The organism is Microbacterium sp. NPDC064942 (genome assembly GCF_049545525.1).
Lineage (GTDB): Bacteria > Actinomycetota > Actinomycetes > Actinomycetales > Microbacteriaceae > Microbacterium > Microbacterium gawkjiense.
On the sequence record NZ_JBMWDR010000011.1, the window covers coordinates 46982 to 63139 of the forward strand.

Below are 16158 nucleotides of genomic sequence, written 5' to 3' on the forward strand. Positions count from 1 at the left end.
TGGGAATCACCGAGACGTAACGTGCTCGGAACGAGCGCTATTCCCGCCTCAGAGAGCGTCGACGGCGAGCGTGATCGCACGGGCTGCCGCAGCCGTGCGGATCTCGTCCCGGTCGCCCTTCAACAGGAGCGACTCGACCCGCGATCCGAGGGGCGTGGAGACGGCGATGTGCACCGTTCCCACCGGCTGCCCGTCCGACGACACCGGGCCGGCGATCCCCGTCGTGGCGATGCCGACGTCGGCGGGCTCAGCGCCCCCGACGGTGCGACGGACGCCGTCCGCCATCTGGCGCGCCACCCGCGGATGCACGGGACCGTGGGCCTCGAGGAGGGTCGCGTCGACCCCGAGGAGCCGCTCCTTCAGATCGGTGGCGTAGGCGACGACGCCGCCGCGGAAGACGGCCGACGCACCCGACACCGAGACGACGGATGCCGCGACGAGGCCGCCGGTGAGCGACTCGGCGACACCGAGGGTCCACCCCAGTTCCTTCAGTCGCTCGACGAGCCGCTCGGACTCGGAGCGGGGTCCGCTGGCGACCGCGGTCTGCTCGAGCTCCTCGGGGAGTTCGCTGGGCGTCCGGCGCATCATGGCTTCCTCGAGGTGCGGGAGCGGAGCGCGGTGACGACGTAGTCGATTCCGCTGGCGACGGTCAGGACGACGGCCACGCTCATGGTGATCGTGTTGACGACGTGGATCCACTCCCCCACGACCGTCCAGAGCGGTAGGAGGGCGAGCGAGAGGGCGACGGCCTGCGCGACCGTCTTCAGCTTGCCCATCCAGGCGGCCGCGACCACGTGGTCGGTGGCCACGACGAGGCGGTGCACCGTGATCCCGAGTTCGCGCACGAGGACGAGGACGACGACCCAGACGGGCAGTTCGCCGAGGATGGACAGCGACACGAAGGCGGCGCCGGTCAGCACCTTGTCGGCGATCGGATCGAGCAGCTTGCCGAGGTCCGTCACGATGTCGTGCTTGCGGGCGAGATACCCGTCGATGCCGTCCGTCGCGATCGCGACGATGAACAGCACCGCCGCCCACCACCGGAGCGGGCCGTCCGAGCCGCCGTCGGCGAGGAGCATCCAGACGAACACCGGCGCGCACAGGATGCGCAGGATCGTGATGGCGTTCGGGAGCTGCCGCGGGATCGTCACGGTCCGAGCCTATCGAGCCGCGGACACCCGACCTCAGTCGCGGCCCGTGAGACCCCAGGCATCCTCATCGCCCTCGGACTCGACGACCTCGTAGCCCTCGAACTGCTGCGTCACCGCGTCGGGCCCGTACGGGTCGGCCGCAGGAGTCGACACGGGCGTCGCGTCCGCCGGAGGCTCCTCGCCGCGGAGGCGGGCGAGGACGGCGGGTAGCTCGTCGGGGGTGACGAGCACGTCGCGGGCCTTGGAACCTTCGGAGGGACCGACGATCTCGCGCGCCTCGAGGAGGTCCATGAGGCGACCCGCCTTCGCGAAGCCGACCCGGAGCTTGCGCTGCAGCATCGACGTCGACCCGAACTGGGTCGTGATGATCTGCTCGGCGGCGGCGAGGAGCAGCTCGAGGTCGTCACCGATGTCGGCGTCGATCTCCTTCTTCTCGACGATCGCCTCGACGTCCTTGCGGTACTCGGGACGCGCCTGGTTCTTGACGTGCGCGACGACCTTCTCGATCTCCTTCTCGGCGACCCAGGCGCCCTGGACGCGCACGGCTTTCGAGGCCCCCATCGGGAGGAAGAGGCCGTCGCCCTGTCCGATGAGGCGGTCGGCGCCGGGCTGGTCGAGGATGACGCGCGAGTCGGTGACGCTCGTCACCGCGAACGCGAGACGGGACGGGACGTTCGCCTTGATCAGACCCGTCACGACGTCGACCGACGGCCGCTGCGTCGCGAGGACGAGGTGGATGCCGGAGGCACGGGCCAACTGCGTGATGCGGACGATCGAGTCCTCGACGTCGCGGGGAGCGACCATCATGAGGTCCGCGAGCTCGTCGACCACGACCAGCAGGTAGGGATAGGGCTTCAGGACGCGCTCGCTGCCGGCGGGGAGCTGGATCTCGCCCGCCACGACGGCGCGGTTGAAGTCGTCGATGTGACGGAATCCGAACGACGCGAGGTCGTCGTACCGCATGTCCATCTCCTTCACGACCCACTGCAGCGCTTCGGCAGCCTTCTTGGGGTTCGTGATGATGGGCGTGATGAGGTGCGGCACGCCGGCGTACGAGGTGAGCTCCACCCGCTTGGGGTCGATGAGCACCATGCGGACGTCCGACGGCTTCGCGCGCATCAGCAGACTCGTGATCATCGAGTTCACGAAGCTCGACTTGCCCGAGCCGGTCGATCCCGCGACCAGGAGGTGGGGCATCTTGGCGAGGTTCGCGACCACGTAGCCGCCGCCGACGTCCTTGCCGATGCCGATCGTCATGGGATGCGTCGCCTGCTGTGCGTTGGGCGAGCGCAGGACGTCGCCGAGCGTGACGATCTCGCGGTCGGTGTTGGGGATCTCGACACCGATCGCGCTCTTGCCCGGGATCGGGGCGAGGATGCGGACCTCGTTGGAAGCGACGGCGTAGGCGATGTTGTTGGTCAGCGCGGTGATGCGCTCGACCTTGACCCCGGACCCCAGAGCGATCTCGTACTGGGTCACGGTCGGACCGCGCGAGAAGCCGGTCACCTTCGCGTCGATGGAGAACTGCTCGAAGACGCCCATGATGGCGCGGACCATCGCGTCGTTCGCCTCGGAGCGCGCCTTGTGCGGCGTACCGGCGGCGAGCGCGTCGGCGGACGGCAGCCGGTAGTCCGCGGCATCCGGGTCGACGGAGTCGAGATTCGCGGCCACGAAGTCCGGCAGCGGCGGGACGGGCGGCACGTCCCCGGCCGCGGCGTCGCGTTTGCGGCCCGGCGTGCGAGGCGCGGCGGGCGCGATGATCTCCGTCACGGCATCCGGCATCACCTCGGGCGTCGGCGTCGTCACCGGGTTGTCGAAGCTGCCGTCGCCGCTGGCCTCGAGGAGCGCCGTCAGGTCGTCGGCGCCCAGTCCGCCGTCGGCGTCCTCTTCGCGGCCGGACTTGTTGCGCCGCCACCAGGGCAGCGACTCGCCCTCGTCCTCGGGTGCGTCGAAGGCGACCGTCGGTCCGGTCCGACCCTGGGACGGGGCGTCGTCGGCCTCGGAGCGCTCGGCGCCGAACATCCAGGCGTACAGGTCGCCGAGGCGCCGCCCGATGCGGTTCGGCGGTGTCTTGGTGAGGATGAGGACGCTGAGGAACGCGAGCAGGCCCAGCACGATGCCGGCCCCGATCTCGGAGAGCACCGTCAACGGCTCGCCGATGGCCCACCCGAAGAGGCCGCCCGCGGCGCTCAGTGCGGCGAGGCCCTCGCTCGGCTGCGGTCGGTCCGCGACGACGTGGCAGAAACCGGCGACCGCGAGGATGAACAGGCCCGCACCGATGCCGATCCGGCCGTTGTCGTGGACGGAGGGCGGATGCCGGAAGAGCCACCCCGCGAGCAGGAGCAGGATGACGGGGAAGACGAACGCCTCGCGGCCGATGAGCGCACCCACGGTGTAGGCGCTGATGTTGGTGCCGACCTCGGTCCCGATGAGGAACCACTCGACGACGGCGCCGGCGATCGCCATGAGGACGAGGAGGAACGGGAACCCGTCGCGCCGCTGGTCCTTCTCGAGCGATTCGGAGCCGAAGGCGCGGAACATGCCGCCGGCCACGTGCGCGAGCCCCAGCCAGGCGCGGACCAGGACCGGGGGACGCTCGACGTCGTCGACGTACCGCTTCGGGGCCGGTTCGGCCTTTCGACGAGGCGTAGGCTCGGCTTTCTTCGCGCGCGCCGAGGAGCCCGACGCGGAGGCGCGGGGTTTGCTGGCCGGACTGCTGCTCCTGGGCATACCTTCCACGGTAGGCGCGAGGACCGACATGTGCCCGGATTGACGCGACCCCTCGCCGGTATCCGCGGTCAGCCGAGGCGCATGACCATCGTGTCGCGGCCGAACCCGCTGCGCGTGACCGCGAACCCCTCGCTCCGGTAGAGGACCTGGGCGAAGTTCCCCCGCTCGACGGACAGGCAGATGCGCGCGCGGCCCTCGGTACGGGCCTCGTCGCACAGTCGCCGCAGGAGCGCACGTCCGACGCCGTGCGAACGCCACAGCGGTTTCACCCCGATGATGAGCTCGGGCACCCCCGTGCCGACGTACCCGAAGCCGGGATCGTTCGGCGGCATCGTCCGGTACCACGCGGCCCCGACCTGTTCCGCGCCGGCGACGGCGACGAACCCGACGTCACCGGGCCGCATCCACCCCGACAGGTACCTGCTGTAATCGGGATGCGACAAGATCTCGTGTCGCGGGCGCGCCGCACCGGGCCGCCAGTTGGCGGCCTCGACGACCATGTCGCCGAGGAACACCCCGTCCGCCTGAACGGCCGGGCGCAGCGACCACGACTCGGGCATGCCCGAATGGTAGCGGCCTCGTCAGGCTTCGATCACCATGGGGACGATCATCGGTCGACGACGCAGCGACTGGTTGACCCAGCGCCCGATCGTGCGGCGCACGACCTGCTGCAGGGCGTGCTGGTCGCGGACACCCGACTGGGCGGCGTCGGTGAGCGCCTGAGCGATCTTCGGCTTCACGGAGTCGAACACCGCGTCGTCCTCCGCGACGCCGCGCGCGTGGATCTCAGGACCCGTGACGATGCGGCCGGTCGCGGCATCCACCACGACGATGACGGAGATGAACCCCTCCTCACCCAGGATGCGACGGTCCTTCAGGTCGGCGTCCGTGATCTCGCCGACGGACGACCCGTCGACGTACACGAAGCCGAGGTCGAGCTGACCCACGACACGAGCCACCCCGTCCTTCAGGTCGATGACGGTGCCGTTCTCGGCGAGGATCGTGTTCTCGGCGGGGATGCCGCTGTCCTGCGCGAGCTTGGCGTTCGCCATGAGGTGGCGGTACTCGCCGTGGACGGGCAGGACGTTCTTCGGCTTCAGGATGTTGTAGCAGTAGAGGAGCTCACCGGCGGCGGCGTGGCCCGAGACGTGGACCTTCGCGTTCGCCTTGTGGACGACGTTCGCCCCGAGCTTGGTCAGCCCGTCGATCACGCGGTACACGGCGTTCTCGTTGCCCGGGATGAGGCTCGAGGCCAGGATGACCGTGTCGCCCTCGCCCGGCTCGATCGCGTGGTCGAGGTTCGCCATCCGCGAGAGCACGGCCATCGGCTCGCCCTGCGAACCCGTCGACATGTAGACGATGCGATCGTCGGGGAGGTCCTTGGCCTTCTTGTAATCGATCAGGACGCCGTCGGGGACGTGGAGGTAGCCGAGCTGCTCGGCGATCGTCATGTTGCGGACCATCGACCGGCCGAGGAACGCGACCCGCCGGCCGTGGGCGGCGGCAGCGTCGATGACCTGCTGGACGCGGTGCACGTGGCTCGAGAAGCTCGCGACGATGACGCGGCGCGGCGCCTTGCCGATCACCTGGTCGAGCACCGGCCCGATGGCGCGCTCGAGCGGGGTGAAGCCGGGGACGTCGGCGTTCGTGGAGTCGACGAGGAAGAGGTCGACCCCCTCCTCGCCGAGACGGGCGAACGCGCGGAGGTCCGTGAGGCGACCGTCGAGCGGCAGCTGGTCCATCTTGAAGTCGCCCGTCGCGAGGACGAGACCCGCGGGGGTGCGGATGCCGACGGCCAGCGCATCCGGGATGGAGTGGTTGACCGCGACGAACTCGAGGTCGAAGGGCCCCACCTGCTCGCGCTGCCCCTCCTTCACCGTGAGCGTGTACGGCTTGATCCGGTGCTCCTTGAGCTTCGCCTCGACGAGCGCGAGGGTCAGCTGCGACCCGATGAGGGGGATGTCGCCCTTGCGCCTGAGGAGGTAGGGCACCGCACCGATGTGATCCTCGTGACCGTGCGTGAGGACGACGCCGACGATGTCGTCGAGCCTGCCGCGGATCGCCTCGAAGTCGGGCAGGATCAGGTCGACGCCGGGCTGGTGCTCCTCGGGGAAGAGCACGCCGCAGTCGACGATGAGCAGCTTGCCGTCGAACTCGAAGACCGTCATGTTGCGGCCGACCTCACCGAGTCCGCCGACGGGGGTCACCCGCAGCGTGCCGGGCGCGAGTGCTTCAGGGGCGGAGACGGGAGTGGTCATCGAGTTGTTCCATGCACCTTCGGGAGGGCGCCGCCGGCGGCGGCATTGCGGTCAGGTCGGAAGTTGGAGAAGTCGGCACCGTCGACATCCGCGACGAGGGCGAGCTCGTCCTCGATGAGGGCGGCTTCCCACTCCTCCGGCCCGACGAGCGGCAGACGCACGCGCGGGCTGGAGATGCGGCCGAGTCCGTGGAGGATGTACTTCGCACTCACGGTGCCCGGGACGTGGGTCATCACGGCGCGGACGAGGGGTTCGAGCTTCTGGTGCGCGGCGGTCGCGGTCTTCAGGTCGCCCCGGTTCACGGCATCCACGATCACCCGGTAGGGAGCGGACGTGATGTTCGCCGTGACGCCGATGAGGCCGGCGGCGCCGATCGAGAGGTGCGGCAGGACGTTGGCGTCGTCGCCGGAGAAGTAGAGCAGGTCCGTCTGGTTGAGGACACGGCTGACCTCGCTGAAGTCGCCCTTGGCGTCCTTCACCGCGAGGATGTTCGGGTGCTTGGCGAGGCGCAGGATCGTCTCGTAGGTGATCGGCACACCCGTGCGCCCGGGGATGTCGTAGAGGATGACGGGCAGGTCCGTCGCGTCGGCGACGAGGCGGAAATGCGTCAGGATGCCGGCCTGGGTGGGCTTGTTGTAGTACGGCGTGACGATCATGATGCCGTCCGCGCCGGCCTTCTCGCTCGCCTTGTAGAGCTCGATCGCGTGAGCGGTCTCGTTGGAGCCGCCGCCCGTGATGATCTTGGCGCGACCCGAGGAGACGGACTTGCCGACCTCGACGAGCTTCAGCTTCTCGGCATCCGTCAGCGTGCTGGTCTCACCGGTCGTGCCGGTCACGACGATGCCGTCGGCGCCGCCGGTGATGACGTCGTCGATGTGCTTCTCGACCGCGGGCCAATCGACCTCGCCGTCGGCCGTCATCGGAGTGACGAGCGCGACGAGCACCTGACCGAACGGATTGGCGGAGTGCGTCATGGTTCCCAGGGTACCGGTCGGGGTCCGCCGGTCGTGCGGGGTGGTGGTCGGGAGGCTGGGTCGGGCGCGCGGTCGGGTTCGGGCAGAAAGGACCGGTCAGGTGGAGGGCGCGCCCGGATGACCGTCGAGTGAGCGGCGTGCCGGCCCCGTCGCCGGTCTTTCGATCAGAAAGCGGCACGGACGCGACGGCCGAAGTCGGACTCGTGACCGCCGCGTGCGAGGACCCCGAGGACGGCGGACTCGACCGTGGGCCAATCGTGGAGGATCATCGCCGCGTCGAATCTCAGGGTCACGAAGCCGAGGGTCGCCGCGACCGCATCGCGCACGAGGTCGCGGTGCCTGCCCTCGCCTTCATGCGTTCGACCGTCGGCCTCGATGATGAGGCAGTCCCCCACGACCAGGTCGACTCTGCCGACGCCGGGAATGGCGACCTGGGAGAGGCAGGGGATGCCGAGGAGGTGCAGCCGATACCGGATGAGCGTTTCGAGCCCGCTGTCCGCATCCGCTCGCGCGAGATCGACCAGCGGACGGATGCCGACGGGTACCGCGGTTCGCAGCTCTTCCCGTTCGCCGTGCGTGAGGAGTCCCGGCCGCAGCGAGGATTCGAGCGCGCAGAGAAAGGCCTCCGCACCGGCGCATCGGGCGATCTGGCTCAGGCAGTGCACGAGGTCGACCGTCTCGAGGCGACGCGGTGCACGGTGGCCGTCTCGGTGGACGACGACGCCGACGGGCGCGGGGACTGTGTGTCGGTCCGGATCGACCCACATGTGGGTCTGCGAGTGCGGTCCCCCGTCGAGGGTCCAGAGCCCGTGATGGCGCGCGGCGCTGAGGCAGGCGACCCGACCCCGCCCTCGCAGTGCCTCGAGAACGGCCGGGGCGGTATCCGGGAGGGCGTACACGCCCTGTCGTGCTCGAAGGAGGTGACCCGCCTCGACCGCGGCGCGGAGTGCGGCATCCGTCACTCCCGTGTCCCGAAGGGTCCGCGTCCGCGCGACTCCCCCTTGGGACACGACGGTGGCGACGGTGGTGGGAAGCACCCGATCGAGCGTGGCGGCGTCCGGCCCGGATCCGGTGCGGAGTCGTCGCACCTGTGGACAGCGGCAGCGGGCCGATCTCGTGTGAGGAGGCGATGACACCCGGCATCCCGACGCAGATGACCGGTCGACCGGAGACACGCCGCAGCGAACGTACGCCCCGGCGGCGTGTCGGCTGCGAAAACGGTGTTCCGGGTCAGCGGCCGCGGGAGGCGGCGGGCACCACCACGCGGTCGGGCAGCAGGCGCGAGACGGCGACCAGCGCCTTGTACCGGGACGAGGGGATGCTGACGGCACGGCCGCGGGCGGCGTCGCGCAGCGAGGTGCGCACCACTTGAGGGGCCTCCAGCCACATCCATCCGGGGACGCCCTCCTGTCCGGGCGGCAGGCCGAGCCGCTCGTGGAAGTTCGTGTGGACGAAGCCCGGACACACCGCCGTGACCGTCACGCCGCGGGACGCGTAGACGGCGTTCGCCCACCGGCTGAAACTCACGACCCACGCCTTGGCGGCTCCGTAGGTGCCCCGCGGGACCAGCCCCGCCACCGAGGCGACGTTCAGGATGCGGCCACTGCCGCGCTCGAGCATGGCGGGCAGCGCGGCACGGGTGAGACGCATCGTCACCTCGGCGTGGAGCTCGAGGTGGCGGGCCTCCTCGTCGATGTCGCTCTCCTCGAACGCGCGGCGCAGGCCGTAGCCGGCGCAGTTGACGAGCACGTCGACACCCGCCGCGCGCTCCTCGACGCGCCGCCGCTCGGCGGGATCGAGCAGGTCGGCCACGAGGAGCTCGGCCCGTCCTCCGGCCGCCGCGATCTCGTCGACGAGAGCGCGCAGCGCGTCGGCGTCGCGGCCGACGAGGACGGCCTCGGCGCCGCGGGACGACAACTGGCGGGCGTACTCTGCGCCGATCCCGGAGCTGGCTCCGGTGACGAGGGCGGTGCGACTCATGCGCGCCAGCCTAGGAGCGGGTCAGGGGGCGACGCGACCGTTCGCGTTGAAGGCGGCGTACGTGAGCGGCATGAGCTCGCGCCACACGTTCTCCATCTTCTCGGCGCACATCTCGATCTCGCGCTGCGGGAACGACGGGAAGTGCGTGCCCTCGCGGGTGGTGCGCAGCGACAGGAAATTCATCAGCGACCGGGCGTTCACCGTCACGTACATCGAGGACATGATGTTCAGCGGCAGGACGATGCGGGCGACCTCGCGGGCGATGCCGGCGTCCAGCATCCGCTGATAGCTCTCGAAAGCGGCGACGGATGCCGCGCGCGTCTCGCGGGCGACGAGCTCGACCTGCTCCTCGGACCCGGGGAGGAACTGGTAGGCGCCGGGCTTGCCGATCTGGACGAGATTGCGCTCGGGGGCCGGGACGTAGAAGACGGGACGCAGCTCGCGGTAGCGGCCCGACTCCTCGTTGTAGGACGCCATGCGGTGCCGCATGAATTCGCGGAACACGAAGATCGGCGCCTGGACGTAGAAGGTCATCGAGTTGTGCTCGAACGGCGAACCGTGGCGGTCGCGCATGAGGTAGTTGATGAGGCCGCGGTCGCGCCCCGTCGCCTCGGTGCCCTCGGCGGCGGCCTCGAGGGTCTGCTCGCCCTGAGTCGAGACCCGGGCCGCGAAGAGCACGTCGCTGTCGGATGCCGACGAGCGCACCAGCTCGACGGTGACATCGCTGCGGAACTCGATCTCGGGGCTGTCGGCGCGCTCACTCACGGCTCACACACTACCCGCCGGGGTGACGCCGGATGACGCCGCGGCGCCACGGCACCGCGGCCGGCATTACTGTGGAGCGGTCATGGAACTTCTCCCCGCCATCGTCGTGCTGACCGCGCTGCTCGCGGTGACCGTCGGCATCGGTCTCACGCTGCGGTGGCGGCAGAACCGGCCGCGTCCCTTCGACCCGCAGGAGGTCGTCGAGCCGACCCGCCTGGGCGCGGAGCGGCTCGGCGACGAGGCGACCCTGCTGCAGTTCAGCACCGAGATGTGCGGCCGGTGCCCGGGCGTTCACCGCACGCTCCGCGAGATCGCGGACGAGCGGGACGGGGTCATCCACCTCGACGTCGACCTCACCCACCGCGTCGACATCGCGCAGCACTTCCGGGTCCTGCAGACCCCGACCACCCTCATCCTCGACAAGCACGGCGTCGTGCGCTCCCGGTTCGGCGGCACACCCGGACGCCAGGTCGTCGAGATGGAGCTCGACCGGGTGACCACGGGAGCCGGCCGTGGCTGAGGTGCGCGGGATCGATCCGCGCGGGCCGCGGTTCGCGGCATCCGTCACGTCGGTGCTGCTGCTCGTTGCGACGCTTCTGGCATTGGTCGGTATCTCGACGCAGAGGCCTGCATCCTTCGGGTGGTTCGCTTATCAGCCGATCGGCGACTTCGCTTTCGTCTCCGGGAGCCCCTGGGCGATCTCGCTCGCGCCGGTCAGCGCGCGCATCCTCGACCCCGGCTTCCTCGCCGTCCTCGTCATCGCCCTGTTGTTCCTGTGGGGCGTCGTCTCGCCCCGCACCGCTCCGTGGGGCGTCCTCTACCGGCGCCTCGTCCAGCCGCGTCTCGCACCGCCGACGGACCTCGAGGACCCCCGTCCGCCCCGTTTCGCCCAGGGCGTCGGACTCTTCGTCACCACCGTCGGTCTGCTGCTCCACGTGATGGGCGTCCCGGTGGCGCTCCCGATCGCCGCGGGCCTCGCCTTCATGGCCGCGTTCCTCAACGCCGTGTTCGGGCTGTGCCTCGGATGCCAGTTGTGGCTGGTCCTGCAGCGCGTCCGCCTCGTGGGCCGTATCGCCTGACGCTCCGCTGCGGCCGCGTCAAGTCATATCGCACGCTCATGGACGAGGTTTAGGCTCGGCAGCGATCCGTCACGACCACGACCGAGGAGACACCATGAGCGTCACGAGCGAAGCCACCACCAGCTGGAAGGGCACCCTGTTCGAAGGTTCGGGCGAGGTCGCCCTCGAGAGCTCCAACCAGGGACCGTTCGCCGTGAACTGGAAGGCGCGCAGCGAGGGATCCACCTCGGTGACGACGCCCGAGGAACTCATCGCCGCCGCGCACTCGTCGTGCTTCAGCATGGCCCTCTCCAACGCCCTCGCCGAGAACGGCACCCCGCCCGAGAGCGTCGAGACCACGGCATCCGTCACCTTTATCCCCGGCACCGGGATCACCGGCTCGCACCTGAACGTCAACGCGTCGGTGCCCGGCCTCTCGGCGGAGGACTTCGACCGCATCGCCCACGAGGCGAAGGCGGGATGCCCCGTCTCGGCAGCCCTCTCCGGCATCGAGATCACGCTCGAGGCGACGCTTGCCTGATCGCCGCGTCGTCGTCTCGGGGGCGTCGGGTCTGATCGGACGGGCGCTCGTCAATTCGCTGCGGGCCGACGGGTACACCGTCACGCGACTCGTCCGCCACGAGGCGCAGGCCCCCGACGAAGTCACCTGGGCGCCGGGCGAATCGCCGCTCGACCCCCAGGTGCTCGCGGGGGCTGCGGCCGTCGTGAACTTCAACGGCGCGACGATCGGGCGCTTCCCGTGGACGCCCTCGTACAAGAAGACGCTGGTGTGGTCGCGCATCCATCCGACGCAGACACTCGCCCGCGCCCTCCGCGAGCTCGCGGACGAGGCGCCGCTGTTCGTGAGCTCCTCGGCGACCGGGTACTACCCGCCCGACGTGCACGGCCGGACCTTCGACGAGTCGGGTCCGCGCGGCGACGCGTTCCTGTCCGACCTCTGCGGCGAGTGGGAGTCCGCGGCGACCGCATCGGGTGTCCGCACCGCACTGCTGCGCACCGCCCCTGTCGTCCACCGGGACGGCGTGCTGAAGCCGCTGCTGCTGCTCACCAAGCTCGGCCTGTCGGGGCCGCTCGGCCGCGGCACGCAGGTGTGGCCGTGGATCTCGCTCGAGGACGAGGTCCGAGCGATCCGCCACGTCATCGACCGCGGGATCACGGGACCGGTCAACCTGACGGGGCCCGAACGCGCCACCGCGAACGACCTCGGGTTCGCCCTGGCACGCCGCCTGAACCGCCCGTACGTGCTGCGCGCGCCCCTGTGGGCGGTCCGGCTCGTGCTCGGCAAGGACGCGGTCGAGGCACTGCTCGCCAACGACACGCACGTCGTCCCGGCGGTGCTGCTCGAGTCGGGCTTCACGTTCCGGCATCCGACCGTCGAGGACGCCGTGGCGGCGGCCGTCTGACGGGTCAGCCGCGACGGTCGGCGCGCTCGCGCGAGATCGCGGTGCGGATGGCGCTGCGTGCGCGCCGGCGGTCGCCCGCACCGTCGTAAAGGAGCCCCATCCGGTACCAGGCGCGCCAGTCGTCGGGGTCGCGCTCGACGGCGTCGCGGTACGCCGGGAAGAGCGCATCGGCCTCGGCCTGCACGGGGCGTCCGCTCGGGCGCAGCGACAGTTCCTCCTCCGGCAGGCCGCCCTCGGCCTCGAGTCGTCGGCCGAGCCGCTGCGCTCCCAGGCCGAAGCTCAGCTCCCGCCACAGCGCCCACACCGCCACGACGGGCAGGAGCACGAGGGCGATCCCCATCGCGATGCCCACCGGATCGCCGCTCGCCACGAGCAGCACGGCCCGCTGCGCGACGAGGGCGATGTAGAGGACGAGGACGACGGCGACGATCCCGACGCCGATGCGGGTCCTCATCGGGCGGTCGTCGCGGCGACCTGGCCCGAGACGTCCCCGTCGGCGACCGGCACCGTGCGGGACGTGTGCGGCATCCGGATCCCGATGTCGATCATCGCGTCGAGACCGACGACGATCCCCGATGCGTCGCGGGCGGCGTCGAGTGCCACGCGGATGCCGGGGGCGTAGGCCGCGGCAGGGTCCACGGTGTCGTGGACGATCGTGAGCGACTCCCCCGGCCCCGACAGGATCGTCTCCTGGCGGGCGATGACCCCCGGACGGCGGAGCGAATGGACGGGGACACTGGCGATCTGCTGGCCCCGCGCGCGCTGGTCGACGTGCGGCGCCTCGACGGGTCCGACCTCCGACCGCGCCGCGGCGATGAGCTCCGCGGTGCGGACGGCCGTGCCGCTGGGCGAATCGACCTTCGTCTCGCGGTGGGTCTCGACGATCTCGATCGAGGGGAAGAAGGGAGCGGATGCCGCAGCCAGCGCGGACCCGATCACCGAACCCAGCGAGAAGTTCGGGATGAAGACGGCGCCCGTGCCGGCGGCATCCACCAGCGGGCGGACGAGGGCGATGCGCTCGGCGGACCATCCGGAGGTGCCGACGAGGACGTTCTTGCCGCGCTCGATCGCGGCGCGGACGACGTCGATCGACACGGCCGGGGTCGAGGCGTCGACGACGAGATCGGCACCGTCGAGCTCGGCGAGGTCGCTCGAGGACCCGAGGACGGCGACCGTTTCGTATCCGTCGGTCGCTGCGATCACCTGCGCGATGATCCCGCCGAGTTTGCCGTTCCCGCCCACGAGGGCCACGCGCGTCGTCATGCCACCAGCCTAGGCGGGCAGGAACGACGCGATCGTGTCCCACGCGAGCTTGACGACCAGCAGGCCGAGGACGACGAGGAACACGACGCGGACGAAGCCGTTGCCGCCGCGGGTGGCCATCCGTGCGCCGAGGAGGCCACCGGTGATGTTGGCGCACGCCATCAGCAGGCCGAGGGCGAGGATGATCTCGCCGTGCACGCCGTAGACGATGAGCGCGGCCAGGTTCGTCGTGAGGTTCGCGATCTTGGCGTTCACACTCGCCTGCAGGAACCCGAAGCCGAGGACGCTGACGAGGAGGATGACGAAGAACGACCCGGTGCCCGGCCCGAGGATGCCGTCGTAGAAGCCGACCCCGAGCCCGATGGCGCCCGAGCGCCACACCACGGCGCGGCGATCCGTATGCCGCGGCTCGTGGTTCAGCCCCATGCGCGGCCGCAGCAGCGTGTAGACGCCGACGGCGACGACGGCGACGAGCACGACGGGGGTCAGGAGCTCACGGGGCACGTACCGCGAGAGGGCCGCACCGACGGCGGAACCGGCGAACGCCCCGGCGACGAGCGGGATCAGGAGGGTGAGGTGGACCCGGACACGACGCAGATAGACCCAGCTGGCCGAGAGCGTCCCGAAGAAGGACGAGAGCTTGTTCGTCCCGAGGATGAACGGCGTGGCGACGTCCTTCGGCACCCCGATCACGAGGGCGGGGAGCTGGATGAGGCCGCCTCCTCCGACGACGGCGTCCACCCAGCCGGCGACACCGGCGGCGACGACGAGGAACAGCAGGGCGCCCGCGGAGACGGGGAGCCACTCGGCGAGGAGAGGGCCGGTCAGCACCTCACACCGAGAGGATGTCGGGGAGACCCGTCCGCAGCTCCACGGGCAGGTGCGCGAGGTCGTTGTGGGAGACGAGCGTCCACGGACGCCCCGGGCGCTGCGCCAGCACCGTCAGGCCGCAGTGCGCCTGGTTGATCGTCAGCCACCGCCATTCCGGCGCCTGCAGCACCTCGCGTACGAACCACGCGATGACGAAGTTGTGGGTGATGAGCAGCTCGTGCGCGTGGGGACGGTGCGCGAGGAATTCCGCCCCGGCATCCGCCATCTGCGCGGCTCCCGCGTCGGCCTCGGCCTCGGTCACTCCCCCGAAGAACGGCTCGTACACGTGCGGGGTGTCCGGCGTCATGCCACTCGGCACGCAGTCGAACAGCAGGGCGGTGGGCTCGGGGTCGACCGCGGGCAGGCGCTCGGCGACCGCGCGAGCGGTCTCGGCCGCACGCACCAGCGGTGAGTGCCACACAGCGGTGAGCGGGACGCCCGAGAGACGATCGGCGAGAAGCTCGGCCTGCCGACGACCGCGCGGCGAAAGCGGTCCGTCGGCGAGCCCGTGCTCGGCGTCGAGGTGCTCGCCGTGTCGCACCAGATAAAGATAGTGCGTCACCGCTTGCTCGCTTCGTCGAAGGTGCGCCGGGGGTTGCCCCGGCTCCCTCCACCCTAAACCAGCCTCAGTCGGTGGCTCGCGCGATCTCTGCGAGGTGGGCGCGGCTGAGGTGCACACCGACGCCTTGCACGAGTTCGTCGACGTGGGCGACGGCGTACGCGTTGACGATCGGGGCCGCGACGACCCGCTGCCCGAGGAGCCAGGCGATCGCGACGGCGGCGGGTGGCACCGCGAGCTCGCCCGAGATGCGGTCGAGCGCCCGCAGGGTGCGCGCGCCTCGACGGTTCATACTCGCCGCCAACTGGCGACCGCGCACCGTGCCCCCGACGTGGTCGCGGTCGCGATGCATCCCCGACAGGTACCCGTGCTCGAGGGCCTGCGACGGCGTGACGGCGATGCCCTGCGCGCCGGCGACCAGTCGCAGATCGCCGTCGAACTCGTCGCGCCGGAGCACGTTGTACGGCACGTCGAGCACCGTGAAGCGGGGGTATCCGGCCGCCGACAGGATGCGGGCCTCCACCAGCTGCGCGGCGCGGTAGCCCGCGGCGCCGACAGCGCGCACCTTGCCCGACTCGACGAGCCACTCCGCCGTGGCGAGGCTGTCCTCGAGCATGGTGGTGCGGTCGGAGGTGCCGTCGAGGGACAGCACGTCGATCCGGTCGGTGCCGAGTCGGATGAGGGATGCCTCGACGGCCCGCACGAGGTTGACCGGGCCGAGACCGGGGTTGTCGGCGCCGCGACCGACCCGGACCGTGAGGACGATGTCGTCGCGGTTGCGCCGGGCCGCCATCCATCTGCCGATGGCGTGCTCGCTGCGACCGGCGGCGTAGCTGTCGGAGGTGTGGAGCGCATTGCCGCCGCGGTCGACGTAGCGGTCGAGGATGGCGTGGGCCGCCGCGATGTCGACGTGCCAGCCGAACTCGCCGCCGCCGAGGATGAGCGGGAACACCGAGAACCCGGTCTCGCCCAGGGGGACGCGCACGGTGCGCCCCACCGGAGCGCCGTGGACGGGCAGCGGACCGGACGGGTGCAGGGTGGGCGCGGCGCTCGGCGACGTCGGATCCGCCGTCTCGAACGCTGCCATGCCCGTCTCCTTGCAGAGCGCTCGGGGAGACATGCGTCC

18 protein-coding genes are annotated in these 16158 nt (G+C 70.9%); 4 read left to right on the forward strand and 14 right to left on the reverse strand.

Annotation, left to right across the window (positions count from 1 at the left end; translation table 11 throughout):
• Positions 1-48: 48 nt before the first annotated feature.
• From ACPEH2_RS14865 to thyX, 9 genes are all read right to left on the reverse strand, one after another.
• On the reverse strand, positions 49-585 hold the full coding sequence (locus tag ACPEH2_RS14865; RefSeq protein ID WP_359920787.1) for a CinA family protein: 537 nt from the start codon (positions 583-585) through the stop codon (positions 49-51).
• Positions 585-1151, reverse strand: coding sequence for a CDP-diacylglycerol--glycerol-3-phosphate 3-phosphatidyltransferase (pgsA, locus tag ACPEH2_RS14870; RefSeq protein ID WP_217531379.1), 567 nt, complete (start codon positions 1149-1151; stop codon positions 585-587). Before pgsA ends, ACPEH2_RS14865 begins: the two co-directional genes overlap by 1 nt.
• A gap of 33 nt (positions 1152-1184) precedes the next feature.
• Positions 1185-3881, reverse strand: coding sequence for an FtsK/SpoIIIE family DNA translocase (locus ACPEH2_RS14875; RefSeq protein ID WP_253034314.1), 2697 nt, complete (start codon positions 3879-3881; stop codon positions 1185-1187).
• Between the two features lie 68 nt (positions 3882-3949).
• Positions 3950-4441 carry a GNAT family N-acetyltransferase gene (locus tag ACPEH2_RS14880; protein ID WP_217531381.1) on the reverse strand — a complete coding sequence of 164 codons (492 nt, stop codon included), beginning with the start codon at positions 4439-4441 and terminating at the stop codon, positions 3950-3952.
• A 21-nt stretch (positions 4442-4462) separates the two neighbouring features.
• Positions 4463-6139 carry a ribonuclease J gene (locus tag ACPEH2_RS14885; RefSeq protein ID WP_311289769.1) on the reverse strand — a complete coding sequence of 559 codons (1677 nt, stop codon included), beginning with the start codon at positions 6137-6139 and terminating at the stop codon, positions 4463-4465.
• Positions 6136-7113 (reverse strand): 4-hydroxy-tetrahydrodipicolinate synthase, encoded by a 978-nt coding sequence (gene dapA / locus ACPEH2_RS14890; RefSeq protein WP_311289767.1) that lies wholly within the window; start codon positions 7111-7113, stop codon positions 6136-6138. The genes ACPEH2_RS14885 and dapA overlap by 4 nt, the downstream gene beginning before the upstream one ends.
• 164 nt (positions 7114-7277) lie before the next feature.
• Positions 7278-8150, reverse strand: coding sequence for a type IV toxin-antitoxin system AbiEi family antitoxin domain-containing protein (locus tag ACPEH2_RS14895; protein WP_359920781.1), 873 nt, complete (start codon positions 8148-8150; stop codon positions 7278-7280).
• Positions 8151-8343: 193 nt separating this feature from the next.
• Positions 8344-9093 (reverse strand): SDR family NAD(P)-dependent oxidoreductase, encoded by a 750-nt coding sequence (locus ACPEH2_RS14900; protein ID WP_359920778.1) that lies wholly within the window; start codon positions 9091-9093, stop codon positions 8344-8346.
• 21 nt (positions 9094-9114) lie between these two features.
• Positions 9115-9858: an FAD-dependent thymidylate synthase gene (gene thyX / locus ACPEH2_RS14905; RefSeq protein WP_359920777.1), complete on the reverse strand. Its 744-nt coding sequence runs from the start codon at positions 9856-9858 to the stop codon at positions 9115-9117.
• Positions 9859-9940: 82 nt separating this feature from the next.
• Here thyX and ACPEH2_RS14910 point away from each other — a divergent pair, with 82 nt between their 5' ends.
• The 4 genes from ACPEH2_RS14910 (at position 9941) to ACPEH2_RS14925 (ending at position 12340) form a co-directional block, all read left to right on the forward strand.
• Entirely contained in the window at positions 9941-10378 is a 438-nt protein-coding gene (locus ACPEH2_RS14910; RefSeq protein WP_064003179.1) for a TlpA family protein disulfide reductase, read from the forward strand.
• Positions 10371-10937, forward strand: a complete 567-nt coding sequence (locus ACPEH2_RS14915; RefSeq protein ID WP_359920774.1) for a DUF4395 domain-containing protein — start codon at positions 10371-10373, stop codon at positions 10935-10937. Before ACPEH2_RS14910 ends, ACPEH2_RS14915 begins: the two co-directional genes overlap by 8 nt.
• Before the next feature lie 94 nt (positions 10938-11031).
• Positions 11032-11457: an OsmC family peroxiredoxin gene (locus tag ACPEH2_RS14920; protein WP_359920772.1), complete on the forward strand. Its 426-nt coding sequence runs from the start codon at positions 11032-11034 to the stop codon at positions 11455-11457.
• Complete coding sequence (locus tag ACPEH2_RS14925; protein WP_359920769.1) at positions 11450-12340, forward strand: TIGR01777 family oxidoreductase; 891 nt, start codon at positions 11450-11452, stop codon at positions 12338-12340. The genes ACPEH2_RS14920 and ACPEH2_RS14925 overlap by 8 nt, the downstream gene beginning before the upstream one ends.
• A gap of 4 nt (positions 12341-12344) precedes the next feature.
• Here the strand turns inward: ACPEH2_RS14925 and ACPEH2_RS14930 are convergent, their stop codons facing one another.
• From ACPEH2_RS14930 to ACPEH2_RS14950, 5 genes are all read right to left on the reverse strand, one after another.
• Positions 12345-12794 carry a tetratricopeptide repeat protein gene (locus ACPEH2_RS14930; protein ID WP_359920767.1) on the reverse strand — a complete coding sequence of 150 codons (450 nt, stop codon included), beginning with the start codon at positions 12792-12794 and terminating at the stop codon, positions 12345-12347.
• Positions 12791-13603 carry a 4-hydroxy-tetrahydrodipicolinate reductase gene (gene dapB / locus ACPEH2_RS14935; RefSeq protein ID WP_217531389.1) on the reverse strand — a complete coding sequence of 271 codons (813 nt, stop codon included), beginning with the start codon at positions 13601-13603 and terminating at the stop codon, positions 12791-12793. The genes ACPEH2_RS14930 and dapB overlap by 4 nt, the downstream gene beginning before the upstream one ends.
• Before the next feature lie 9 nt (positions 13604-13612).
• Positions 13613-14434: a sulfite exporter TauE/SafE family protein gene (locus tag ACPEH2_RS14940; protein WP_217531390.1), complete on the reverse strand. Its 822-nt coding sequence runs from the start codon at positions 14432-14434 to the stop codon at positions 13613-13615.
• 1 nt (position 14435) lies between these two features.
• The gene (locus ACPEH2_RS14945) at positions 14436-15035 is read right to left on the reverse strand and encodes a histidine phosphatase family protein (protein WP_217531391.1); all 600 of its coding nucleotides are present in this window, start codon (positions 15033-15035) and stop codon (positions 14436-14438) included.
• Positions 15036-15099: 64 nt separating this feature from the next.
• Positions 15100-16119: an aldo/keto reductase gene (locus ACPEH2_RS14950; RefSeq protein ID WP_359920763.1), complete on the reverse strand. Its 1020-nt coding sequence runs from the start codon at positions 16117-16119 to the stop codon at positions 15100-15102.
• Between the last annotated feature and the right edge of the window lie 39 nt (positions 16120-16158).

What these genes read in the sequence shown, in the direction of transcription:
- ACPEH2_RS14865 (WP_359920787.1), bottom strand. Translation starts at nt 585, where the DNA reads ATGCGCCGGACGCCCAGCGAACTCCCCGAGGAGCTCGAGCAGACCGCG.
- ACPEH2_RS14875 (WP_253034314.1), bottom strand. Translation starts at nt 3,881, where the DNA reads ATGCCCAGGAGCAGCAGTCCGGCCAGCAAACCCCGCGCCTCCGCGTCG.
- ACPEH2_RS14880 (WP_217531381.1), bottom strand. Translation starts at nt 4,441, where the DNA reads ATGCCCGAGTCGTGGTCGCTGCGCCCGGCCGTTCAGGCGGACGGGGTG.
- ACPEH2_RS14885 (WP_311289769.1), bottom strand. Translation starts at nt 6,139, where the DNA reads ATGACCACTCCCGTCTCCGCCCCTGAAGCACTCGCGCCCGGCACGCTG.
- dapA (WP_311289767.1), bottom strand. Translation starts at nt 7,113, where the DNA reads ATGACGCACTCCGCCAATCCGTTCGGTCAGGTGCTCGTCGCGCTCGTC.
- ACPEH2_RS14900 (WP_359920778.1), bottom strand. Translation starts at nt 9,093, where the DNA reads ATGAGTCGCACCGCCCTCGTCACCGGAGCCAGCTCCGGGATCGGCGCA.
- ACPEH2_RS14910 (WP_064003179.1), top strand. Translation starts at nt 9,941, where the DNA reads ATGGAACTTCTCCCCGCCATCGTCGTGCTGACCGCGCTGCTCGCGGTG.
- ACPEH2_RS14920 (WP_359920772.1), top strand. Translation starts at nt 11,032, where the DNA reads ATGAGCGTCACGAGCGAAGCCACCACCAGCTGGAAGGGCACCCTGTTC.
- ACPEH2_RS14930 (WP_359920767.1), bottom strand. Translation starts at nt 12,794, where the DNA reads ATGAGGACCCGCATCGGCGTCGGGATCGTCGCCGTCGTCCTCGTCCTC.
- dapB (WP_217531389.1), bottom strand. Translation starts at nt 13,603, where the DNA reads ATGACGACGCGCGTGGCCCTCGTGGGCGGGAACGGCAAACTCGGCGGG.
- ACPEH2_RS14950 (WP_359920763.1), bottom strand. Translation starts at nt 16,119, where the DNA reads ATGGCAGCGTTCGAGACGGCGGATCCGACGTCGCCGAGCGCCGCGCCC.